This is a genomic window from Aminipila sp. (assembly GCF_032051575.1).
In the GTDB taxonomy this organism is placed as follows: Bacteria; Bacillota; Clostridia; order Peptostreptococcales; family Anaerovoracaceae; genus Aminipila.
Genome location: NZ_DAMBYD010000005.1, coordinates 23,382 through 46,920 on the forward strand (window position 1 = coordinate 23,382; position 23,539 = coordinate 46,920).

Annotated in this window: 19 protein-coding genes; 16 read left to right on the forward strand and 3 right to left on the reverse strand. The window is 34.2% G+C overall.

Annotation, left to right across the window (positions count from 1 at the left end; translation table 11 throughout):
• The first annotated feature begins 7 nt into the window (after nucleotides 1–7).
• The 8 genes from RTW14_RS07695 (at nucleotide 8) to mutY (ending at nucleotide 8,851) form a co-directional block, all read left to right on the forward strand.
• A complete protein-coding gene (locus RTW14_RS07695) occupies nucleotides 8–445 on the forward strand; it encodes an MOSC domain-containing protein (protein ID WP_312649132.1) in 438 nt (145 codons plus the stop codon).
• 232 nt (nucleotides 446–677) lie between these two features.
• The gene (locus tag RTW14_RS07700) at nucleotides 678–2,474 is read left to right on the forward strand and encodes an aldehyde ferredoxin oxidoreductase family protein (RefSeq protein WP_312649133.1); all 1,797 of its coding nucleotides are present in this window, start codon (nucleotides 678–680) and stop codon (nucleotides 2,472–2,474) included.
• Nucleotides 2,475–2,544: 70 nt separating this feature from the next.
• The gene (locus RTW14_RS07705) at nucleotides 2,545–2,766 is read left to right on the forward strand and encodes a MoaD/ThiS family protein (RefSeq protein WP_312649134.1); all 222 of its coding nucleotides are present in this window, start codon (nucleotides 2,545–2,547) and stop codon (nucleotides 2,764–2,766) included.
• On the forward strand, nucleotides 2,766–3,479 hold the full coding sequence (locus tag RTW14_RS07710) for a HesA/MoeB/ThiF family protein (RefSeq protein WP_312649135.1): 714 nt from the start codon (nucleotides 2,766–2,768) through the stop codon (nucleotides 3,477–3,479). The genes RTW14_RS07705 and RTW14_RS07710 overlap by 1 nt, the downstream gene beginning before the upstream one ends.
• Before the next feature lie 166 nt (nucleotides 3,480–3,645).
• On the forward strand, nucleotides 3,646–3,840 hold the full coding sequence (locus RTW14_RS07715; RefSeq protein WP_312649136.1) for a CDIF630_02480 family spore surface protein: 195 nt from the start codon (nucleotides 3,646–3,648) through the stop codon (nucleotides 3,838–3,840).
• A 26-nt stretch (nucleotides 3,841–3,866) separates the two neighbouring features.
• Nucleotides 3,867–7,406, forward strand: coding sequence for a pyruvate:ferredoxin (flavodoxin) oxidoreductase (nifJ, locus tag RTW14_RS07720; protein ID WP_312649137.1), 3,540 nt, complete (start codon nucleotides 3,867–3,869; stop codon nucleotides 7,404–7,406).
• Between the two features lie 40 nt (nucleotides 7,407–7,446).
• Nucleotides 7,447–7,797 carry a cupin domain-containing protein gene (locus RTW14_RS07725; RefSeq protein ID WP_312649138.1) on the forward strand — a complete coding sequence of 117 codons (351 nt, stop codon included), beginning with the start codon at nucleotides 7,447–7,449 and terminating at the stop codon, nucleotides 7,795–7,797.
• Nucleotides 7,787–8,851, forward strand: coding sequence for an A/G-specific adenine glycosylase (gene mutY, locus RTW14_RS07730; protein WP_312649139.1), 1,065 nt, complete (start codon nucleotides 7,787–7,789; stop codon nucleotides 8,849–8,851). Before RTW14_RS07725 ends, mutY begins: the two co-directional genes overlap by 11 nt.
• A 28-nt stretch (nucleotides 8,852–8,879) precedes the next feature.
• Here mutY and RTW14_RS07735 read toward each other — a convergent pair whose 3' ends face one another.
• Entirely contained in the window at nucleotides 8,880–9,461 is a 582-nt protein-coding gene (locus RTW14_RS07735; RefSeq protein ID WP_312649140.1) for a TetR/AcrR family transcriptional regulator, read from the reverse strand.
• Between the two features lie 357 nt (nucleotides 9,462–9,818).
• On the opposite strand from RTW14_RS07735, the gene RTW14_RS07740 reads away from it, so the two are divergent.
• The 3 genes from RTW14_RS07740 (at nucleotide 9,819) to RTW14_RS07750 (ending at nucleotide 14,941) form a co-directional block, all read left to right on the forward strand.
• Nucleotides 9,819–11,528: a methyl-accepting chemotaxis protein gene (locus tag RTW14_RS07740; RefSeq protein WP_312649141.1), complete on the forward strand. Its 1,710-nt coding sequence runs from the start codon at nucleotides 9,819–9,821 to the stop codon at nucleotides 11,526–11,528.
• Between the two features lie 228 nt (nucleotides 11,529–11,756).
• Nucleotides 11,757–13,823 (forward strand): methyl-accepting chemotaxis protein, encoded by a 2,067-nt coding sequence (locus RTW14_RS07745; protein ID WP_312649142.1) that lies wholly within the window; start codon nucleotides 11,757–11,759, stop codon nucleotides 13,821–13,823.
• Nucleotides 13,824–14,089: 266 nt separating this feature from the next.
• A complete protein-coding gene (locus tag RTW14_RS07750) occupies nucleotides 14,090–14,941 on the forward strand; it encodes a dienelactone hydrolase family protein (RefSeq protein WP_312649143.1) in 852 nt (283 codons plus the stop codon).
• 53 nt (nucleotides 14,942–14,994) lie between these two features.
• Here the strand turns inward: RTW14_RS07750 and RTW14_RS07755 are convergent, their stop codons facing one another.
• Entirely contained in the window at nucleotides 14,995–16,002 is a 1,008-nt protein-coding gene (locus RTW14_RS07755) for a YeiH family protein (protein ID WP_312649144.1), read from the reverse strand.
• A 166-nt stretch (nucleotides 16,003–16,168) separates the two neighbouring features.
• Between RTW14_RS07755 and RTW14_RS07760 the strand changes: the two genes are divergently transcribed.
• Complete coding sequence (locus RTW14_RS07760) at nucleotides 16,169–17,050, forward strand: LysR family transcriptional regulator (RefSeq protein ID WP_312649145.1); 882 nt, start codon at nucleotides 16,169–16,171, stop codon at nucleotides 17,048–17,050.
• A gap of 77 nt (nucleotides 17,051–17,127) precedes the next feature.
• The gene (locus RTW14_RS07765) at nucleotides 17,128–18,009 is read left to right on the forward strand and encodes a GGDEF domain-containing protein (RefSeq protein WP_312649146.1); all 882 of its coding nucleotides are present in this window, start codon (nucleotides 17,128–17,130) and stop codon (nucleotides 18,007–18,009) included.
• Nucleotides 18,010–18,084: 75 nt separating this feature from the next.
• Here RTW14_RS07765 and RTW14_RS07770 read toward each other — a convergent pair whose 3' ends face one another.
• Nucleotides 18,085–19,503, reverse strand: coding sequence for a hypothetical protein (locus RTW14_RS07770; RefSeq protein ID WP_312649147.1), 1,419 nt, complete (start codon nucleotides 19,501–19,503; stop codon nucleotides 18,085–18,087).
• A gap of 165 nt (nucleotides 19,504–19,668) precedes the next feature.
• Here RTW14_RS07770 and RTW14_RS07775 point away from each other — a divergent pair, with 165 nt between their 5' ends.
• The 3 genes from RTW14_RS07775 to nrdG all read left to right on the forward strand — a co-directional run bounded on the left by RTW14_RS07775 (nucleotide 19,669) and on the right by nrdG (nucleotide 23,417).
• On the forward strand, nucleotides 19,669–20,205 hold the full coding sequence (locus RTW14_RS07775; RefSeq protein WP_312649148.1) for a GNAT family N-acetyltransferase: 537 nt from the start codon (nucleotides 19,669–19,671) through the stop codon (nucleotides 20,203–20,205).
• 367 nt (nucleotides 20,206–20,572) lie between these two features.
• Nucleotides 20,573–22,921: an anaerobic ribonucleoside triphosphate reductase gene (locus tag RTW14_RS07780; RefSeq protein WP_312649149.1), complete on the forward strand. Its 2,349-nt coding sequence runs from the start codon at nucleotides 20,573–20,575 to the stop codon at nucleotides 22,919–22,921.
• Nucleotides 22,887–23,417 (forward strand): anaerobic ribonucleoside-triphosphate reductase activating protein, encoded by a 531-nt coding sequence (gene nrdG, locus RTW14_RS07785; protein WP_312649150.1) that lies wholly within the window; start codon nucleotides 22,887–22,889, stop codon nucleotides 23,415–23,417. Before RTW14_RS07780 ends, nrdG begins: the two co-directional genes overlap by 35 nt.
• Nucleotides 23,418–23,539: the final 122 nt, after the last annotated feature.

Sequence of the window (23,539 nt, forward strand, 5' to 3'; positions counted from 1 at the left end):
TGAAAAATTGCAGTCAGGATATGTAGAAGCACTTCAGATACAAAGGAATAGAGAACTATCATTTGAAAATGTTCAGTTTGTAGAACTTGAGGAGGGAAAAGGCATAATAGGGGATTGTCATGCAATGGGGGGTGAAAAACAAATAGCTTTAATTTCATCAAATGCGAAAATATGGACAGTTACACAAGAGATAGAAGGATTATGCTTAGCAAGATTTCAGGAAAATATTGTGACGGAAGGATTGAATTATGCCTATCTTAATCAAGGAGATATACTGAAGACAAATGCTGCAACGATAGAGGTTACGGCATATTCCAAGAGATGTTTTCTTGAGTGCAGGCTGATACAAGAGAATCAACCATGTGAATTAAAAATAGGCATAAGGTTTGCAAAAGTTGTACAGTCGGGGAGAATACAGGTTGGTGATAAGATATGGAAAGAATAAAAGCATGTAATATATTGCAATGTATCGAAAATGGTTGAAATATTCAGAAATATAATGTATTATACTGAAAAAGGATCCGAGTTTTATCTTGAGTAGATAAAATCAATGGGTATTAACCTAAGAATTAATGCCTCCCGTGCTTGGAAAGGACTCCTTTTCTATTTCATTTTAATGTAAACACAATACATTTGTTTTTGTGAACATTTCATTATTGAAAGGAAAGGGTGATATTATGCAAACAGCATACAATGGAAAGATAGCGCGCATTAACCTGTCAACTGGACAAATAAAGGTTGAAGAGTTAAATTTGGAGTTAGCAAAAAAGTTTATCGGAGGACGTGGACTTGGAACAAAAATGCTTTATGATGAGGGGATTGCAACAGTTGATCCACTGTCAGAAGACAATAAACTGATTTATATCACGGGTGCTATGACAGGAACAAAAGTTCCTACATCAGGCCGTTATATGGTAGTTACAAAGTCACCATTGAATGGTATGATTGCAAGTTCAAACTCTGGAGGTATATGGGGAGCAAAGCTAAAATATGCAGGATGGGATGCAATCATTGTAGAGGGAAAGGCAAAGACTCCTGTCTATATTAATATTGAGGATAATAAGATTTTGCTGATGCCTGCAGATGAGTATGTAGGCATGAAGAGTGAAGAAATCGATGAAGAATTAAAAAAAGTACATGAAGATTGTTCTGTTTTAAACATTGGGCCGGCAGGTGAGAATTTGTCTTTAATAGCTGCCATAATGAATGATAAAGATCGTGCGGCAGGAAGAAGTGGTGTTGGTGCTGTTATGGGGTCGAAAAACCTGAAAGCAATTACGGTTACAGCAACCAAAAAAGAAATGGAAGCCTACGATTCAGAAGCATTAAAAGAAGTAAGCAAAAAATGTTTTAGTCTTATTAAAGAAAATGGAGTGACAGGTGGTGGATTACCTACTTTTGGAACAGCTGTTCTAGTGAATATTATTAATAATACAGGCTCTTTCCCAACGAAAAACTGGCAGCAGTCCTATTTTGAAAATGCTGACAATACTTCAGGTGAAACTTTGAAAAGTGATTATCTTGTAAAACAGAGCTATTGCCATAGATGTTCAATAGGCTGTGGCCGTGTAGTAAAGATGGAGGGTAAAGCTGTAGGTGGACCGGAATATGAACCGTTATGGGCATATGGCGGTAACTGTGGAATAGATGATTTAAATGCAATTAATACAGCAAACTACTGGTGTAACGAATATGGTTTAGATGCCATTTCCACTCCTTGTACCATAGCTGCTGCTATGGAATTATATGAAAAGGGATATATAACTGAAGAGGAATGTGAGGGTGTTCCACTAAATTGGGGTAGTTCGGAAGCTATTGTTGAATGGACTAAGCGAATGGGAGAGGCAGAAATGCCGTTAGGCAAACTCATGGCGGAAGGCTCTTATCGTTTGTGCGAACATTATGGACATCCTGAACTTTCAATGAGTGTAAAGAAGCTAGAAATACCAGCATATGACGCACGTGCTATCCAGGGTATAGGTATTACGTATGCAACAAGTAACAGAGGTGGTTGTCATGTGCGTGGTTATATGATCTCACCAGAGATTCTTGGTTTGCCACAGCAGTTAGATCGTACAGCAGTGGAAGGTAAGGCTTTGTGGGCTAAGGTTTTGCAGGATTTAACTGCGGTAATTGATTCTATGGGACTTTGTTTATTTACGTCTTTTGCTTTAGGGGCAGCTGAATACGCAGACTTATTGAACGCGGGTATAGGAACAAGCTACACAGCGGAAGAATTGTTAGAGGTAGGCGAAAGAATTTACAACATTGAACGTATGTTCAATAAAGCTGCCGGTATGAAGCCAGAAGATGATTCTTTGCCGAAAAGATTAACAGAGGAACCGATTTCTAATGGACCTTCACAAGGTCAGGTAAGCCAGATTGCTATTACATTACCTGAGTATTATAAAGTGCGTGGCTGGGAGAACGGATTCCCAACACAGGAAACATTAGAACGTTTAGGATTAATGTAATATTCATATATAAAAATTACAAGGGAATCAATTAATTTATATCAGATGATCGCCCTTAGGGAGGTTTATGATGATTGAAGTAAGGTTATTTGCAACATTTCGTGAAGGCAGGCAGAAGAATACTTTTTTAGATGCCGACCAGTTTCACGTAGCCAGCGAAGTATTAGATTATTTCCACATTTCTTACGATGAAGTATCTATCTATCTAATAAATGGGAGACATTCTGAACTAGATTCACCTGTTAAGAATGGAGATGTTCTTGCTATATTTCCACCAGTAGGAGGTGGCTGATGATGAGGTATCAACGTCAGGTTTTGATGAATCAGATAGGTGAAAACGGCCAGAATATATTAAAACAATCAAAGGTAGTGGTAATAGGTGCTGGTGGGCTTGCTTCACCAGTACTTACCTATCTTACTTGTGCAGGAGTTGGAACAATTACTCTGGTAGATTATGATACGATATCGGAATCAAATTTAAACAGGCAGTTTCTATATGGCGAAAAAGAAGTAGGAAAATCAAAAGTAGAAGTTGCTGAAGAGGTTTTAAGTCGCATTAATTCCACAATTACAATACATCAGGTATCGGAAAAGCTGGAAGAAAATAATATTATGGAAATAATTAAAGGTTCAGATGTGGTTATAGATTGTGTTGACAATGTGGAAACGCGGTTAATTGTGAATCGCGGATGTCTACAGATGGATATACCATTAGTTGAAGGCGGTGTAAATGGCTTTTATGGGTTTATAATAGCAATTAAAAGAGAGTACGCTTGCCTCCAATGTGTTAGATATGGTGATACAGTGTTAAAACGGCCGAGCCCTGCTTTGGGGGCAGTGGTTGGTGTAATTGGGTCGTTACAGGCGGTAGAATGCATAAAAATACTATTAGGTCTGGAGGGTGTGCTATACGGAAGAATGCTAAATTATGATGGCCTTTCAGCAAGCTTTGAAACAGTTGAAATTCAAAAGAATCATATGTGTCAAGCCCATAGTATAATATAAAATATGTAATAAGAGTTTTTCAGATTTGAAGAACTCTTATTTTTTTGTATAAAAAGTATAATTAACTTTATTTTCTAGCAAAATGTATGAAATTAGCATAATAATTTATGTTTTTGGAAATTTTAAAGTTATTACTTATATCACCAGTTAAGGAGGATAAACATTAATGAAGGACAGCACAAAAAATACGCTAAACGGAGCAGACAATATGAGATTAAACCCGGTAGATTCTACAAATAATGAAGGTACAGCAGCGTGGACAAACACAGAACAAACAGCAAGTATTACCAATTTAAATATTCCATCAGAGTATAACATTGGAAAAGCAAAAAATTGGGTAGACAATGGTAGTCAGCTATAAAAGAATGATAGAATTGGAGAATTATTATGTCAAAGATACAGATGACTTTAGACGGTAATACAGCAGCAGCATATGTTGCGTATGCTTTTACAGATGTGGCTGCTATTTATCCAATAACACCATCCTCTGGTATGGCGGAGGTTACAGATGACTGGTCTGCAAAGGGAAGGAAAAATATATTTGATCAGGAAGTCAGTCTGGTTGAAATGCAGTCAGAAGCAGGTGTAGCGGGTGCCTTTCATGGATCACTACAGGCAGGAGCCTTAACAACTACATTTACTGCATCGCAAGGGCTGCTATTAATGATTCCAAACCTATATAAAGTAGCAGGTGAACTATTACCGGGAGTTCTTCACGTCAGTGCAAGAGCACTTTCTACACATGCACTTAGTATATTTGGGGATCATCAGGATGTGATGGCAGTAAGGCAAACAGGATGTGCCATGTTAGCCAGTGGATCGGTACAAGAGGTTATGGATTTTGCTCCCATTGCACATTTATCTGCAATCAAAGGAAGAGTACCATTTGTACATTTTTTTGATGGATTTAGAACTTCTCATGAAATACACAAGGTGGAAGCTCTTGAATACTCCGATTATGCTCAGATGATAGATTATAAGGCAATTCAGGATTTCAGAGACAGAGCTCTGTCACCAAATCATCCAGTAATCAGAGGAACCGCACAGAACCCAGATATTTATTTTCAAGGAAGGGAAGCAAGTAATCCGTTTTATAATAATCTGATTTCAGTTGTTGAAGAATATTTAGACAAGATGTGCAATAAAACTGGTAGAAAATATGGCCTTTTCGACTATTATGGTGCACCAGATGCGGAGTATATTATTATAGCAATGGGGTCTGTAACTGAAACTATTGAAGAAACAATAGATTATTATAATTCAAGAGGAGAAAAATATGGTTTGGTAAAGGTTCACCTATTCCGGCCTTTTTCTGTAAAACATTTGCTAAACTGCATTCCTAATACTGTTAAAAAAATTGCTGTTTTAGATCGTACTAAAGAACCAGGAGCAATTGGTGAACCTCTATTCCTTGATGTATGTAGTTGCTATATTGGGATGGAGGATGCCCCAATGATTATTGGCGGCAGATACGGTTTAGGCTCAAAGGATACCGATTCAATAGACATTACTGCTGTATATGAAAATTTAAAACAAAAATATCCCAAAAAACATTTTACACTTGGAATTGTCGATGATGTGACAAATACTTCCTTGGAAAGACTTTATATCAGTTCCACAGAACCATCTGACCGTTTCTCATGCAAGATCTGGGGATTAGGTTCTGACGGAACGGTGGGGTCGAATAAGCAGGCTATTATGATTATTGGTAATAAAACAGATAATCACGTTCAAGCATATTTTGATTATGACTCTAAGAAATCTGGAGGTGTAACTATTTCTCACCTTAGGTTTGGAAAATCACCAATTAAATCCACATATCTTGTTGCAAATGCAGATTATGTAGCCTGTCATAACCAATCATATGTCAATAAGTATGATATACTTGATGATATAAAGACTGGGGGTATTTTTGTTCTTAATTGTCAATGGTCTGACCAACAATTGGAAGAATATCTACCTATTAGATATAAAAAGATAATTTCAGAAAAGAATATAAAATTTTATACAATTAATGCAATTAAAATTGCTAAAGACATTGGTCTGGGCAATCGTATAAACATGGTGATGCAAGGCGCTTTCTTTAAACTCATTCAAATCCTTTCACAAGAGGAGTTTATTAATGAACTGAATAAATCTGTAACCTATTCTTACAAAACAAAGGGAGAAAAGGTAGTTCAGATGAATCAAGAAGCTATAATCAAAGGCGTTGAAAGTGTTCACAAGGTAGAGATTCCAAGGAATTGGCTAAATTTAAATGGAAATCAAAAAATGGATACAAAAGAATTTGATGAAGAACCTGACTTTGTAAAAATTATAATGAGACCTATGCAGGCACAGAAGGGCCAGAAACTTCCTGTTAGTGCATTTAAGGGTAGAGAAGATGGTACGTTTCTATCTGGAACTACTGCTTACGAAAAACGTGGGATTGCAATTAATATTCCAGAGTGGATTGAAGAAAACTGTATTCAATGTAACCAATGTTCATATATTTGTCCGCATGCAGTAATAAGACCCTTCCTTCTTACAAATGAGGAAGTGCGAAAGGCACCGATTTCCTTTGAAACACGAAAAGCAGAAGGCAAAGTATATGAAGGATTGCATTTTAGAATGCAGATTAGTCCTATGGATTGTACAGGTTGTGGTAATTGCGCAGATATTTGCCCGGCAAAAGAAAAAGCATTAATTATGAAACCTGCTATCACACAAAATGAACAAGTAGAGAACTGGAAGTTTGCTAACTGTGAAATTGGGTATAAAACTAAAATAGCCCTTGGTAAATCAGTTAAAGATAGCCAATTTAAGGAACCACTAATGGAATTCTCAGGTGCATGTGCCGGTTGTGGGGAGCCATCCTATATTAAGCTGATTACTCAATTATATGGGGAGCGTATGATGATTGCCAATGCCACAGGATGCTCATCTATTTGGGGAGCCAGTGCGCCAAGTACTTCATATTCTACTAACCAAGAAGGAAAAGGTCCGGCTTGGGCTAGTTCACTTTTTGAAGATAATGCAGAGTTTGGTTTTGGGATGCATCTGGCAGTGAAGCAAATGAGGAATAATCTTGAAGAAAATATGAGAAAATTGATTGCGGCCAATATAGATGAAAATATTAAGAGCCTAATCAACGATTGGATAAACAATAAAGAGGATGGGAGCATCAGTAAGCAGATAAGTGATAAATTGCTCAAATTTTTAGATATTTATAAGAATCCTGATCCTAAAATTATGCAATTGATAGATTGTATTAAGCAACGTAAAGATTATTTGACAAAACGTTCTCAGTGGATTGTCGGCGGCGATGGCTGGGCATATGATATTGGCTTTGGCGGACTTGACCAAGTTATGTCATCTGGTGAGAATATCAACGTGCTTGTATTTGATACAGAGGTTTATTCCAATACTGGAGGGCAGGCCTCCAAATCAACTCCAACTGCAGCTATTGCTAAATTTGCGTCTTCAGGTAAAAAGTCAGGAAAGAAAGACCTTGGTTTAATGATGATGACATATGGAAATGTTTATGTAGCACAGGTTGGCATTCATGCAGATAATGCTCAATTTATGAAAGCAGTAGTGGAGGCAGAAAGCTATAAAGGGCCATCTCTCATCATTGCCTATGCACCATGTATAAGTCATGGAATAAAGGAAGGTATGGGTAGAAGTATGGAGACAATTCAAAGAGCTGTTAAGGCTGGGTATTGGCATTTATATCGTTATAATCCGGACTTAAAGAACGAAGGAAAGAACCCCTTTATCCTTGATTCAAAAGAACCAACAGAAAGTTTTCGTGATTTTCTTATGGGTCAGGTCCGCTACAGCTCTTTAGCTAAAATATTTCCAGATGAGGCAGAAGAATTGTTTGTATTGGCAGAGAAAAATTCGAGAGAACGGTATGAAAGGTATAAGAAGTTATCTTTATCGTAAGTCATAGGTAAGAAAATCATATTTTAAAGGAGGAATTATAATGAAAAACGTTTTTATTAAAAACATTAATCATGAAGAAGTAATCTCATTGGCAAATCAGGTTGAAGTACTTTCAGGCCAAGTTGTAAGCAAAACCTTGGTACAAAATTCAGCTGTGAGTATTACATTATTTGCTTTTGATAAAGGGGAAGAAATCAGTTCTCATGACTCAAGCGGAGATGCTATGGTTACTGTTTTGGAGGGCACCGGTAAATTCACTGTGGATGGAGTGGAATATGTATTAAAGGCAAATGAAACATTGATTATGCCCGCAAAGAAACCACATGCTGTATCTGCACAGGAAACTTTTAAAATGATGCTAGTAGTTATATTTCCGCAAAATGAAGAATAATTATCTGTTTCAGTGTGATCTCTTGGAATGGTACCATAAAAACGCCAGAGTACTTCCATGGAGAAACGAGCCTACACCTTATAGAGTTTGGATATCAGAAATGATGTTACAGCAAACCAGAGTAGACACAGTTATACCTTATTTTATGAAATTCATTTCTGAATTGCCTACTGTACAAGCACTTGCTGCTGTAGAGGAAGATAAATTACTGAAACTTTGGCAGGGGCTTGGCTATTATAACAGAGCACTTAATTTGAAGAAAGCTGCTCAGATTCTTGTTGCAGAACATCAGGGAGAACTTCCATCAGAACTTACGCAGTTGGTTTCTCTTCCCGGAATCGGACCATATTCAGCAGGGGCCATTGCTTCGATTGCATTTGGGAAAGCAGTTCCTGCAGTAGATGGAAATGTTCTACGTATTATAGCACGATTACTTGCGAGCCATGAGGATATAAGTAACACTAAAATAAGAAAACAAATGCAAGAAATTGCGGCTCATCTAGTTTCACAAGAAGAACCGGGCCATTTTAATCAGGCATTAATGGATTTGGGTGCAACAATTTGTATTCCAAATGGGGAACCAAAATGTATCCAGTGCCCAGTCAGTAAACATTGTAAGGCATATAGGCATGGACTAACATCAGAAATACCCATAAAAGTTTTAAAAAAAGTACGTAGTATTGATAAAAAGACTGTTTTTGTGATTTCATCAAAGGGAAAGTTTGCCCTTCGAAAAAGAGAAGCAGGCGGATTACTACCAAATCTTTGGGAATTTCCTAATGTGGATGTTTATCTGAACGAAAATCAATGTAAGGATGTTTTGACGGATATGGGAATTGAAGTTAAACAGATTACAGAGTTAATACCATCGAAGCATATATTTAGTCATAGGGAATGGCATATGAAGGGGTATTTTGTTCTTGCGGAGGCAGATAAAAGTGTAGTAGATTTTATTTGGGTTACGAAAAACCAAATAAACCAGCAATATGCTATTCCAACGGCTTTTAAGGATTTTATAAAGGTTTGTGAAAAAAAAGCAGCTGAGACGCAATAAAACGTATCAGTTGCTTTTTTCTTCTTATTTAGGCCTTGATCCCATCCCAATAGGCATCCCAAGCCATTGAGGCAAAATTCTCAGTGGATATTGAATTATCTTGAATCAAAAGTGTTGAATTCAAGATACCTTGTATCATGGAAAAATATAAATAAACTTGTCCTTCATTTACTGTATCTTTAATTTCTTTATCTTTAATTCCCTTTTCAAAACAACTATTTATATTATCAACCAGACAGTTATCCCGTTCCTGGATGAAAGTTGAACTCATATTTCTCAGCTCTTTGTTTTCTAATAAAGACATATTCCTCCAAAATCTTAAGTGACTGCCTTTATCACAATATTCAATCGTATGAAACAATATATTTTTAAGTCTTTCCTCACAACTTTTATCTTTTAATTTTTGTGCTTTCTTGTGAATTGTATCAAAACAATGTTCGATTTCAGTTTTTATTATTATTTCAATAATTTCATCCTTACTTTTAAAATGACTATATAGAGAAGGTGTTTTGATTTTGACAATTTCTGCAATTTCAGACATTGATAGGCTGTATCCTTTTTCAGCAAAAAGTTCATAAGCAGCATTAAGTATTTGATTTTTTTTATCCATATTGTCCTCCCACCAGACAGATTTAGACATTATTATATAAACCTAGTTTACCTATAAGTATACTTGATTTTTTTAGAATAGTACACTTAAAATTTTGATGGTTACCGTTTTACTTTGTTTACATATAGTAAAAATGTGGTAATAAATATTCAAGCAGCTACTTTTTTTAACATAATTCGACATAATTTTTATAAACCATTGACGTCGTACATAAAATATGTTAATTTATGCATTAAAAAGCTAATGCGTATTAGTAAGCTATGATGATTAAATGTATAGATTTCCCAATATACCAATAGTTTAAATAAGTTAACGGACTTGCTATACAATGACTACAAATTTGGAGGTATGTATTTAATGAGAAGTTTAAAAGGAAAAATGATTTTAGTTGTACTTGTTTTGGTTATTGTATCGTCCCTGTTGACAGTAACGATTGGACTTATTAAAGGATTTAATGTTACTGATGCCATTATGAAGACTCAAATGGAAAATCAATTAAATGGTGACAATAATATGCTTAGACTATATGTTGAGGAACAGTTTGGTACTGTAAGTCTCTTAGGTGAAGGAAAGCTCGTAGATCAGTTCGGAAAACCAATTGATGAAAGGTATGAGTATATTGATAAGTTAGCTGAAAATATGAATGTTGTTGCTACTGTTTTTGCCAAAGATGGCAGTGATTATAAACGTATACTTACTACTATTACAGATGATAAAGGGAATAGAGTGATTGGGACAACATTAGATGTAAAGGGAAAAGCTTATGAAGAAATATCTAAAGGGAAAGCGTACTATGGGCAGGCAGATATTCTTAATAAGTCTTATATGACAGGATACAAACCAATTTATGACTCCAATAAAAATATAATAGGTATTTATTTTGTTGGTGTACCGATGGAAACTATTAATACTTTATTAGATAACGGCATTGAAGCTACAATTAAATCGGTAGCGTTACTGATAGCTTTAATCCTATTAGTGGTTGTAATAGCTATTTATTTTATAGCAACTGCAATTGTAAAGCCTATTCTAAAAATCACCAAGGGAGCGCAACAAATTGCGGATGGCGATTTTGATGTTAATCTTTCCATAAATTCACAGGATGAAGTTGGACAACTTGCTAAATCATTTAATTTGACTATAGACAGGCTGATCAATTATCAGGGATATATTGATGAAATTTCGGATTCTCTATTAAGTGTGTCACAAGGAGATTTAACAATTCAACCCCAAAGAGAATACTTGGGACAATTTAAAATATTAAAGGATAATATGCAGGCACTTTTGGAGAATTTAAGTGTTACATTACTACAAATCAATAGACTGGCAGACGAAGTAGCAACCGGGTCTGATCAAGTTTCCAATGGAGCGCAAGCATTATCTCAGGGGGCAACAGAACAGGCAAGTTCTATTGAAGAACTTGCCGCATCTCTTACTGAAATTAGTGAACATATTAGTCAAAATGCATCGAATGCTAAATCAGCACATGACAGAGCTGATCTGGCAGGCAGAGAACTGCTAAACAGTAATGAACAAATGAGAAACATGGTAGACGCTATGGATCGAATAACAATAAAGTCCTCTGAAATATCAAAAATCATCAAAGTCATTGAAGATATTGCATTTCAGACAAATATTCTTGCTTTAAATGCAGCTGTAGAGGCAGCAAGGGCAGGTAGTGCAGGAAAAGGTTTTGCAGTAGTTGCGGATGAGGTGAGAAACCTTGCTGGTAAATCGGCAGAAGCCGCTAAAAGTACAACTTCCCTAATTAATGAAACACTAGAGGCAGTTGAAAATGGATCAGAACTGGCTGGTAAAACAGCAAGCTCATTAGACGAAAGTGCAAGGGTAACAAACGAAGCAGTAAGTCTAATTGATAAAATTGCAGCTGCATCAATTGAACAGGCTACTTCAATTGCACAAATTAATTTGGGAGTAGACCAAATTTCAACTGTGGTACAAACTAATGCTGCCACTGCAGAGGAAAGTGCTGCAGCAAGTGAAGAACTATCAGGACAGGCACAAATGCTAAAAGATTTAATTGGAAACTTTAAATTAAGGAGTTAAAGCCATATAACAGATTAATTAATATATTTTAATAAGACAAAAAAAGCAGAAAAACAACAAGAGTGATGTTGGTTTTCTGCTTTTTTGGCTGAATTCGTTGCTTTTACTGACATAAAATGCTAAAATTAACCCAAATATTATTCTAATACACTTAGAGATTTTATATTTATTTTCATTGATAAAAATAGATCAGGACTTGTATTTGATAATTGTAGAAGGAGAATTGTGATGAATGAAGGAAAAATTTTATGGAGAAACAGACTGTCAGTAAAAATACCTATTACTATGGCAATTATAATCTTAATTGTAATAGTTGTTATGTGTTCTTGTTTGAGTTGGTTAACAAGTACTACCGTAACTAAAATGACAGAGAAAGAACTAAATTATATTGCGGATGAAAATGCCAAGGAAGTTTTATCATATCTGGATAGTATGAATATATTTTCACAGGCTTTATCATTAGAGGTTCAAAGATATCAAGCCCTGGATAGCGCAAATGCCAATAAAATGCTGATTGAGTCTTTGCAAGGGGTATTAAAAAATGACAAAATATTTTCAGCGTATTTTGCCTTTGAGCCAAACAAGTTTATTGCGAATACTCCTAATGGGCTTTCGTATTATGTCTATCGTAATGGCTCGAGTTCAGGTCTTGACATCTTAAATGATTTTGATTCTTACGGAACTGCGGATTATTATTTGCCGGCAAAGGAAAAGTTATCAACTCATGTGACAGAACCTTATGAGTATGAATTAACTACAGGTGAAAAAGTATGGTTGATTACTTTGAGTTGTCCTATTGTAAATGCAAATGGTGAATTTTTAGGTGTTGCTAATTGCGATATCGATATGAATAGCATACAAGGGCTAAGTTATGTGAATGGAGGGTATAAGACATCATATAGTTATATAGTTACAAGTCAGGGAACTTGTATGGCTAATACTGTAGATAAAAAAATTGTTGGAAGTGTTCCGAAATCAGTTTTGGATTATGAGGAAATTCAGAAAGCTGTTAAAAACGGAAAGTCAATAACAGATGAGATTAACAACCCTTACTCAAACGGAAAAAAAGCGTTAGTTATGCACAAACCACTTACATTAGGGGGAACTGATGTTAATTGGTCAAGTGCTTTTGTAGTAAATAAAAGTGAGGCAATGAGTTCAGTAATGAAGATTGCTTTAGCATTAGCAGGTATTGGAGCCATTGGATTAGCTGTACTTATTCTTGTTAGTGTTATGACACTAAAGAAAGGTCTTGCACCAGTAGATAATGTAATGCATTTAGCAGAAAAGATGGGAAGTGGTGACCTTTCTCACAATAATACAGACATAATCTATAAAGAAGATGAATTAGGTCTACTAGCTAAAATTTTTATGGAAACTTCCAAGATTTTAGGTGAGCATATTAATGAAATATCCGAAGTACTTGAAAATGTAGCATCTGGAAATCTGGATATGGCAATTCAAACAGAATTTATGGGAGATTTCAATAGAATAAAGCTGGATTTAAACAGAATCCTAGATTCATTGAATATAACCTTTAATGAAATGAGAGTAGCTGCTGAACAAGTGGCAACTGGTGCTGAACAATTTTCTGATGGTTCACAGTCATTAAGTCAGGGAGCAATTCAACAGGCAAGCTCGGTAGAGGAACTTTCTGCTAAAATTATGGAGATTACAGATCAGGTAAAGGTAAGTGCAATGCATGCCAATAATGCTAATGATAAGGCTGAGGCAGTTGGAACAGAATTAGAAAACAGTAATAAACAGATGCACGAACTCCTTAAGGCTATGGATGATATAACTAATACTTCAAGTCAGATTGGAAATATTATTAAAACCATTGAAGATATAGCTTTCCAAACGAACATATTAGCACTTAATGCTGCAGTTGAAGCTGCTAGAGCTGGAGCAGCAGGGAAGGGATTTGCGGTTGTTGCAGATGAAGTGAGAAATCTTGCATCAAAGAGTGCAGAAGCTGCTAAAAATACTACTGGGTTAATTGAAAGTTCGCTTAGATCAGTACAGGAGGGGGCTAAATTTGCTGAGATTACAGCAACTTCTCTGGAAAATGTTGTAATGGGCACAAAAGAGATTATTTCAGCTATAGGAGAAATTTCTGAAAAGACAGAAGTTCAATCGCAATCATTAGAGGAAGTGACAGCGGGTATTGAATTGATTTCAAATGTGGTTCAGACTAATGCAGCTACAGCAGAAGAAAGTGCTGCAACAAGTCAGGAATTATCTGCACAGGCACAATTACTTAAAGATCAGATTGCAAGATTTAAAATCAGATAAAGGTTATTTTAAAAGAAAAATCTGATATAGAAAAGATAGACTATGGGTTTACACAGTGCTATGATGACTGTGTAAACCTGTTTTTTTATATAATAGGAAATATTGATAGATTTTCCTATTATATAAAAAAGGAAGTGCAGAGGGGCGGAAGCCTCTTTGCCCATAAAGGAAGGTGTTCAGCGAATAAAATGAGCGCCGAAGGGAACCATGGGGTTCCCTAACGGAGTGGCAAAGCCACATTTTTTAAGAATTTATGGTGTGAAAAAATGAAAAAGAGAATAGGAATAGCCATAATAATTGGTTTGCTTTTTATACTAAGTTCATTTATATATATGGAAGGAACTCCTGACAGCTTTAATCAGAAAGTGACTGAAGTTACAAGTACAAATACATATGTACAAGATATTCCTGTTATTGAGACTTATAGGAACGATGGAAAGCCAAAACCTATCATTATAGTGCAGCATGGTTTCAAAAATAGAAAAGAATCAACCATAGGATTAGCAATTCAATTGGCAGAAAAAGGGTTTTTTGTAGTATCACCTGACGCTTACGCCCATGGTGAAAGAAAGGAAGACCCCTTAAGTTTAGTAGAAATAATAGTAAAAACTTCTAAAGAGTATGATGTTCTATTAGATCATTATGCAGAAGATCATAGAGTAAATGTTAATAAATTAGGAATAACGGGATTTTCTATGGGAGGATGCATTACATTTCATTATGCGGTTTATGGAAAATATCATCCAATGGCCATAGCACCTACTATTTCTACGCCATATTTTGAACAACTAATCGGAAGCAAACTTAGTCGGAGCATTTATAGTTCAAAGCAGGGGCTTACAGTAGCAGAAGATATGGATACAATTAATAAAATAGATAATTTTATTATTATAAATTCTCCATTTAAAGATTATAAAAAGTTAAAAAATGTAGATATTCTTATGCAAAATGGAAAACTTGATCGATATGTAAATAGTGATGGGGTAAAGATGCTAAATCATGTATTACCAGAAATAAATCCAAACGTACAGCTTATTATGGTTCCAAGAACAAAACATCAAGTCAGACCTGTAATGAAAGATAATATTGTAGAATTCATGTGCCAGAACGTAAAGTGATTATGAAAAGGAGGCTGTTTCGAAAAAATTTGAGACAGCCTCCTGAGTTAATTTTACATAATGTTTAGTACAAACTGAATTAGTATACTTATTAGTGCGATTCCAATCCAACAGCATAAGCCCATGAAAATAGGTTTGCCGCCATTTTTTATCAGATTTACAATATTTGTGTTTAAGCCAATTGCTGACATAGCCATAATGATAAAAAATTTGCTTAATTCTTTAATTGGACCTGTAATTTCAGGTGAAAGATTGAAAATCGTTGTGACAATAGATGCAAATAAAAAATATATGATGAAGAATGGAAAAATCTTTATTATATTTACTTTAGAATTTAAGGCTTTCTCTTTTCTTGTTCTCAAAAAAGCAAGGGCTAATGTTATGGGAATAATAGCAAGCGTTCTTGTTAGTTTTACGATTGTAGCTATATCTAAAGCATTGCTTCCCACGTGAATGCCGTCCCATGCTGTGGCTGCTGCAGTTACTGAAGAAGTATCATTAATGGCTGTACCAGCGAATAAACCGAAACCTTCAGTGGACATACCCAGGATTGAGCCTAAAGTTGGAAAAATAAGTGCTGCAATTACATTAAATAAGAATATTACAGAAATGGATTGAGCCACTTCATTATCATCAGCATCTATAACAGGGGCTGTTGCAGCAATTGCAGAACCGCCACAAATTGATGAGCCAACACCTATTAATATAGAAATTTTTGAAGATATATTCATGGCTTTATGTAGCAGGAAAGCAATAATTAGTGAAGTTGAAATAGTTGTAATTATAATTGGTAATGACTGTTTTCCAGTGGATAATATTACAGACAAATTTAAGCCGAAACCCAATAAAATGACTGCATATTGCAGTATTTTTTTTGAGGTAAAGTTGATTCCTGATTGAAAGTTATCTTTCGATTTTAAAAATAATGTAATAATCATGCCGATAAGAATGCTAAATACAGGTCCGCCAATAATAGGAAAATACTTTCCTAAGAACCAGGATGGTACAGCAATTGCTATACATAATAAAATTCCTTTTAAATTTTTTTGAATAAAGTTCATATGCTACCTCTTTTAATTAAATTCTGTTGTTTGTTTTAGTATAGCAAGAATATATTATTAAGTAAAATTATAATAAATTATATAAAGATAATGATTTGTTATGGTATTTTGACAGATTAGTGGTAAAATATGTAGATAATAGAATGTTATTTAGTGAGGGAATAATATGTTGGATTTTAGAATTGAAACTTTTATAACTGTGTGTGAATTTATGAATTTTACTAAGGCAGCAGACAAATTAAATATTACTCAGCCAGCTGTTTCGCAGCATATCCATTATCTTGAAGATGAGTATAAAACAAAATTGTTTGAGTTTATAGGAAAAAAGATGAAGTTAACTGAAGCAGGCAAATATTTATTAGATATAGCGGTTACTATGAAACATGATGAAATTCATCTAAAAGAGCAAATTAGATTAGGATTAACTGAAAATAAAAATATTACTTTTGGAGCTACATTAACCATTGGTGAATTTTTAATACCGGAACAAGTTTGCAATTATTTAAAAGAAAATCATAATGTATCTTTGAAAATGCTGGTAGCCAATACAAGTGAACTGTTGGAAAAATTAGATAAAGGTATAATTGATTTCGCAGTAGTCGAGGGGTATTTTACTAAAAATGAATATGATCACAGACTATATTCAAGAGAAAACTATATTCCCGTATGTGCAGCAAAACATAAATTTAAAAAACAGCCTGAATTAGTTGGAGATTTATTTGATGAAACTATTATTGTACGGGAAGATGGTTCAGGTACAAGGGAAATTCTGGAGAAAACATTGGAAGGAAAGAATTACTCACTAAATGATTTTAAAAATAAAGTAGAAATTAGCAACATGAATGTAATAAAATATTTAACAGAGCAGGATTGTGGCGTAACTTTTTTATATGAGGCTGCCGTAAAAAAGGAATTACAAGACAAAACGCTTAGAAAAATTAATTTAAAAGACCTCAAAATACAACATGATATGACTTTTATCTGGAGAAAAAATAGCGTATTTACAGATTACTATGACAAATTATTCAAAATATTTAAAATTTTTTAGACCTTATCTTGTATATATGATAAAATCTATATAAGAAGAGAGTTGAATATATTATTGTATGAAAAAAGGAGAAAGCTATGTTTGAGTTTAAACTAATGAATGAGTCGCTAAAGCTATATTGTACAGGTGAAAGTATATTTGATTTTTACAGGTTAGTAGATCCTAAAACTCATGAAGTATTTGAATATGACCAAGATAATAAATTAAACATACAAGAAGGGCGCTGCTATATATTTTGGGATAGAAAAGAAGAGTGCCCTAACTGTGTCGCAAGGCATTCTTGTGTTAAACAAAGACAGTATGTAAAATTAGAATTTATGTATGGAAAAGTTATGCTAATCATTTCAAAGCCTGTTAAAATTCAGGACAGAATGTTAGCCTTAGAATTAGTAAAAGACATAACCTCCAGTATGCTTGGGTTTAATTATTATCGCTCTGAGAATAAAAATGTGGAAAATATAGTTTCTCAGTTTAATGAATTAGCCGTTAGAGATATATTAACCGGTTTATATAATCTTGATTACATAAAGAACTATCTGGATAATTTTTTACAAAAAGAAGTTGCATTTAATACTTTAACAGGCGCTGCAATCGATATAGATAACTATACGCAAATAAATTCTTTATATGGTTACAATGTTGGAAATGAAGTATTGCAGTATGTTGCGGGTATAATGGAAAAGTGTGCTATATCTCATGGAGGAATGGCAGGGCGGTTAGGGCCAGATGAAATGGGTATGTTTTTTATTAATAAAACATCGCAGGAAGTAGAAGAGATTTGTAAAGATGTTCATGAGGAAGTGACGAAGACTCCTTTGGTGGTTCAAGATAAAAAATTGGATATTAGCTTTGCATATGCAATAGCAGCATTAAAAAGTGATGATGAATCAGATGATTTTATAGGAAGGTTGTACTTCAATCTTAGAACAGCTCAAGGTCGCAAATTAAAAAATCTCTAGACATGGGCAAGTCTTCAATAAGAAACAAAAAAGCCTGAAACCTTTATTTATAAAAGTTTCAGGCTTTTTTGTTTCTTATTCTTGAGACTCTTCTGTGGCAGGTTTCCAAGGTACATTTAAAGATTCGATATATTTCTGAAGTGCTTCGATTTCAGTAATTCCATTTTCAAAATTTACGCTCATGGATATGACATCTAAATTTGGGTTACGTGTTTTAAATAAGGCACATTCTGTATCCTTCATGGTTGTTTTATTTTTTATTTCCTTATCAAAATTACTAATGAATACGTCAGATAACCTTAGAAGTAAAGGACTTTCTTCATTTTTATTCCAAATAGGGGATTGATTTGTTACTTTATATGAAACATCATTCAATCCACAAATAACCGCAAAAGTGGATGAAATCTCTTGCAAAGTATCTTCTTTTTGACTTCTTGCACAAATTGCTACATCAAGATTACCAGTACTTGTTCTAATGGTTCCAATATTTGATGTTGCTACTATTTCACCCTCATCCGATTTTAAATAGATACCATTTATCATAGTATATAATAAACTGAATACCTTGGTACTGTCATCTTTAGAAATGACAAATTGAGGAGAGGCTATAGGGGTCATAGTATACGTGTAATTTTCTTCTGTATCATTATACTTGTCCTCAAATTTTGATGCATCATTTTCAAACCATTTTTCGAATCTGCTTACATCATTGTCATTGATTAATACAACAGCTGTTGCCTCTGAAGGGTAATTTCGTGCAGTTTCACCTCCGTTAAAAGAAGCTAATTCTATAAGAACGCCTTTACTTTTAGCAGAAGCTAGAAAATCTCCAATTATTTTAATTGGATTTGGGTGACTACCTGAAGTAACACCTGAGCTGCCGCCATTTAAACCCTTTATAGATATTTCATAAGCTTTAGGATAAGTAGGTTCAATCCATTGTAATTGTTTTGAAAAATCATATTCAGTTGTACCTGCACTGCCTATAGTGAACGTTGTTTTTTCTGCCCATGTAAGATTTATTAGGTTATCTCCATCAAGATAATTAGTACTTATAGTCTTTGCACCGCTTAATTCATTCTCGGTGGCTGTAGTAAACACAACCCGAATAAAACCATGTTTTTCAACTTTATCAATTAAATATAAAGCGGTTGCCATAGGCTGGTATTGTTCAAAGGGTTCACCAACTCCTATTGGACATTGTAAAATGGTACTTTGTGCATCTTCATAGCCCTTTGTTGCTTTCTTTGACATAATGATATTATTTTGTTTATCATAAGAAACGGGTACCTTATGGTTACTTGCCCATTTTAGAAGATATTCCTTTTGTGCATCTATATTCGTTGTATCAGGAAGCTTTTCCAGTAAATCTTCATAAATTGCATTTAGCTCAGTTGCTAATTTTTCCTCAAATTGAGTTTCGCCTTTATTACAACCAGTACAAGACAATAGTACTAGTATGATTATTAGAATTAAAGAAATTATTTTTTTCATAAACTACTCCTATATTTCATTATGCTCTTTATATTTTATATTTTTTACATTATAATGATATTATGCTTCAATATAATAACATAGTGTAAAAAAAAATTACAGTGATTTAATAAAAACTTCATAATTAAAGAGTAATTTTGTAAACTTTGAGAGGAGGATATATACATGGAATCTAAGAATATAATAATAAGGCCAACCATTTTCAGTGACTGCGAATTGTTTATAAAATGGGAGACAGAACCCTCTGTTACGGAATTTTTCAGCATTAATTCAGATAGAACTTATGAAGATGTTGTAAGGGAATTTTTTGCAAGAGAATTTGACAAAACAAAATTACAGTATACCATATGCTCGAAGGAAGAGATTCCTATAGGACGCATATTTATTAGTAGAATTGATGTAGAGAGTGATTCTCTGGATATAACTAGAATTTACATAGGGAATAAAGAAAATAGAAGTAAAGGGTATGGAGAAGAAGCACTCAGACTTATATTAGAGTACTGTTTTATGAATCTACATATGGAAAGAGTTACCCTGGATCATTTTGAAGGAAATAATATTGCAGCTACATTATATGGTAAACTAGGATTTAAACATGAAGGTCTTGCACGAAATGCCTGCAAGAAAAATGGCAGATATTATGATTTACATTTGCTGGCTTTGCTTCGCGCGGAGTATTATGGAAAAATCCACGACAGATGAGTATAATATATACTATATATAGTGTGTGTAAGGAATAGAATAATGCGTAGAACACAGAGTAAAAACAAACTAGTTGTATTTAAAGAATCACTGAGTTACTCTGTGTTATTTTTATGTGATTTTTTTTTGGTCCTTTAAATAAGGTATATAAAGGGTTACAGAAAAAACGACAAATTATTTAACAATTACGACGGAATTTTTTGTTGACTTTCAATAATTAGTAGGTATAATTTTATTGTGGCTGCACTAGATATGGTACAGTTTATAGCAACTATACATAAATATAGCAATAAATATTGTAAAGTCCTTAAAAAGTAAGCTTTCACATTTTTATTGCTTTGGAAGGATTAACAGGAGGAGATAAAGAATGGATGTAATAAAAAAGATAAGGAAACGTGATGGTCGTATGGCTAAATTTGATATAGATAAGATTGCAGAAGCAATCTATAAAGCTGCACAGGTTTTAGGCGGAAACGACTTTGAAATGGCAAGATATTTAGCAAGACAAGCTGAACTATATCTTGTTGAAGTAAAACATACTGAATCTCCAACTGTAGAAGAAATACAAGATGCTGTAGAAAAGATTTTAATTGAAAATGGACATGCTAGAACTGCAAAAGAATATATCTTGTATCGTGCAGAAAGAACAAGAATAAGGGAAATGAATACAAGGTTAATGAAGATTTATGAAGACCTGACTTTTAAAGAAGCTAAAGAAAACGACATTAAAAGAGAAAATGCCAATATTGATGGTGATACAGCTATGGGAACTATGTTGAAATATGGTTCTGAAGGTGCAAAGCAGTTCTATGAAATGTATGTATTAAATCCTACTCATTCTAAAGCACATATAGAGGGAGACATACATATTCATGATTTAGACTTTCTAACACTAACTACTACTTGCTGCCAGATTGATTTAAAAAATCTCTTTAAAAACGGATTTTCTACAGGGCATGGATTCCTTAGAGAGCCCAATGACATTCAGAGTTATGCAGCATTAGCTTGTATAGCAATCCAATCAAATCAAAATGATCAGCATGGAGGACAAAGCGTTCCGAATTTTGATTATGGTATGGCAGATGGCGTTAAAAAAACATATAAGAAATTATATTGGAATAACCTAGGAAAACTTATGAACATCCTTTATGATATTGAAGAAGGAGTGGAAATTGCAAAAAACATTGGTCATGAAATTGAAGAAAAGTTTAGTGTTTCTCCTATTATGGCAGATGATAATGATTATAAAGAAAAAGAAGCAGAATTATTGGCACAAAAAGTTAATTCTGATGATATAACAAAGCTTCAGCAAAAAGCTAAAAAATATGCAGATCAGGAAATAAAGAGAGCAACTTATCAAGCTATGGAAGCATTTGTTCATAATTTAAACACGATGCATTCCCGTGCGGGAGCACAGATCCCATTCAGCTCAATAAATTATGGCACAGATACTACGCCTGAAGGACGTCTGGTTATTGAGAATATTCTGCTTGCTACAGAAGCAGGGCTTGGAAACGGTGAAACTGCAATTTTCCCTATTCATATATTTAAGGTTAAAGAAGGTATCAACTATAATCCTGGAGAACCTAATTATGATTTATTTAAGCTGGCTTGCAAAGTTTCTGCAAAAAGATTATTCCCTAATTTCTCATTTATAGATGCACCGTTTAATTTACAGTATTATAAGCCAGGCGATATAAATACAGAAGTGGCTTATATGGGATGCCGTACAAGAGTAATTGGAAATGCATATGATCCAACGCGAGAAGTGGTAGGAGGAAGAGGTAATTTAAGCTTTACGTCTATTAATCTTCCTAGATTAGCTATTAAAGCTAATGGTAATGTAGATATTTTCTTTGAAGATTTAGAAAGAAAATTACAACTTGTTGTTGATCAGCTTATGGAAAGGTATAGGATACAGGCTTCAAAGAAAGTTAAAAATTATCCATTCTTAATGGGACAAGGTATATGGCTTGATTCTGAAAAATTAAAGCCTGATGACAGTGTAGGGGAAGTTTTAAAACACGGAACTTTGACAGTTGGATTTATAGGATTGGCAGAATGCTTGAAAGCATTAATTGGAAACCATCACGGTGAAACTTTAGAAGCTCAGAATCTTGGACTTAACATCATTGGATATATGAGAAAGAGGATGGATGAAGTAACAAAGAAAACTGGATTCAACTATTCACTGATTGCAACTCCGGCAGAGGGATTGTCTGGACGATTTGTAAGGATGGATAAAGAAAAATATGGTATTATTGAAGGCGTAACGGACAGAGATTATTACACGAATTCTTTCCATATTCCTGTTTATTATAATATTTCAGCCTTTGAAAAGATTAAGTTAGAAGCTCCTTATCATTCACTTACAAATGGTGGACATATATCTTATGTTGAATTAGATGGAGATCCATGCAAAAATTTAGATGCATTTGAAAAAGTGGTGAGATGCATGAAAGAAAGTGGAATTGGATATGGTTCTATCAATCACCCAGTAGATCGAGATCCTATTTGTGGTTATACAGGGATTATTGACAATGAATGTCCATTATGCCATAGAAAAGAAGATGATGGGGATTCTGGCTTTGAAAGAATAAGAAGAATTACAGGCTACCTTGTGGGAACAGTAGATCGATTTAATAATGCAAAGCAAGCTGAAGAAAAAGAAAGAGTGAAACATGATGTCACAACCGGAAAAATGGAGAAAATCTAGTATTCGTATTGCCGGAATAATTAGAGAATCTATAGTAGATGGACCCGGTATTAGGTTTACCATTTTTTGTCAGGGATGTCCACATAAATGCGAGGGCTGTCATAACCCTGAAACTCACGATTTCAAAGGGGGATATGACTGTTCCATAGAAAAAATCCTTAATGAAATTGATAAAAATCCATTACTCGCAGGAGTAACATTTAGTGGCGGAGATCCTATGTGCCAGCCAGCGGAGTTTTTAACATTGGCTGAAGAAATAAAAAAAAGAAGTCTTGATATTGTTATATTTTCGGGTTATACTTTTGAAGAGTTGCAAATTATGGCAGAAAATAATGAATCCATTAATGAGTTACTATTACTGACAGATTATCTAATCGATGGTAAATTTATGCTTGCTGAAAAAGATTTAGCATTAAACTTTAGAGGAAGCAGAAATCAACGATATATCGATATGAATTTAACTAGAAAAATGGGGTATATAGTACTAGCTGAATAAAAATAATTCACGAAAAATGTAAAAAAGTATTGTACAAGTGGTATAACTTGTGCTATAATATCGTTTGTTCGAGTTCACTCGAAATAATCGAAAAAATGCTTAATTGCTTAAGATATTTAAAG

Bases quoted from the DNA above. Each gene is read 5' to 3' on its own strand.
- RTW14_RS07700 (WP_312649133.1), top strand. From the start codon at position 678: ATGCAAACAGCATACAATGGAAAGATAGCGCGCATTAACCTGTCAACT.
- RTW14_RS07705 (WP_312649134.1), top strand. From the start codon at position 2,545: ATGATTGAAGTAAGGTTATTTGCAACATTTCGTGAAGGCAGGCAGAAG.
- RTW14_RS07710 (WP_312649135.1), top strand. From the start codon at position 2,766: ATGATGAGGTATCAACGTCAGGTTTTGATGAATCAGATAGGTGAAAAC.
- RTW14_RS07715 (WP_312649136.1), top strand. From the start codon at position 3,646: ATGAAGGACAGCACAAAAAATACGCTAAACGGAGCAGACAATATGAGA.
- nifJ (WP_312649137.1), top strand. From the start codon at position 3,867: ATGTCAAAGATACAGATGACTTTAGACGGTAATACAGCAGCAGCATAT.
- RTW14_RS07725 (WP_312649138.1), top strand. From the start codon at position 7,447: ATGAAAAACGTTTTTATTAAAAACATTAATCATGAAGAAGTAATCTCA.
- mutY (WP_312649139.1), top strand. From the start codon at position 7,787: ATGAAGAATAATTATCTGTTTCAGTGTGATCTCTTGGAATGGTACCAT.
- RTW14_RS07735 (WP_312649140.1), bottom strand. From the start codon at position 9,461: ATGGATAAAAAAAATCAAATACTTAATGCTGCTTATGAACTTTTTGCT.
- RTW14_RS07740 (WP_312649141.1), top strand. From the start codon at position 9,819: ATGAGAAGTTTAAAAGGAAAAATGATTTTAGTTGTACTTGTTTTGGTT.
- RTW14_RS07745 (WP_312649142.1), top strand. From the start codon at position 11,757: ATGAATGAAGGAAAAATTTTATGGAGAAACAGACTGTCAGTAAAAATA.
- RTW14_RS07750 (WP_312649143.1), top strand. From the start codon at position 14,090: ATGAAAAAGAGAATAGGAATAGCCATAATAATTGGTTTGCTTTTTATA.
- RTW14_RS07755 (WP_312649144.1), bottom strand. From the start codon at position 16,002: ATGAACTTTATTCAAAAAAATTTAAAAGGAATTTTATTATGTATAGCA.
- RTW14_RS07760 (WP_312649145.1), top strand. From the start codon at position 16,169: ATGTTGGATTTTAGAATTGAAACTTTTATAACTGTGTGTGAATTTATG.
- RTW14_RS07765 (WP_312649146.1), top strand. From the start codon at position 17,128: ATGTTTGAGTTTAAACTAATGAATGAGTCGCTAAAGCTATATTGTACA.
- RTW14_RS07770 (WP_312649147.1), bottom strand. From the start codon at position 19,503: ATGAAAAAAATAATTTCTTTAATTCTAATAATCATACTAGTACTATTG.
- RTW14_RS07775 (WP_312649148.1), top strand. From the start codon at position 19,669: ATGGAATCTAAGAATATAATAATAAGGCCAACCATTTTCAGTGACTGC.
- RTW14_RS07780 (WP_312649149.1), top strand. From the start codon at position 20,573: ATGGATGTAATAAAAAAGATAAGGAAACGTGATGGTCGTATGGCTAAA.
- nrdG (WP_312649150.1), top strand. From the start codon at position 22,887: ATGATGTCACAACCGGAAAAATGGAGAAAATCTAGTATTCGTATTGCC.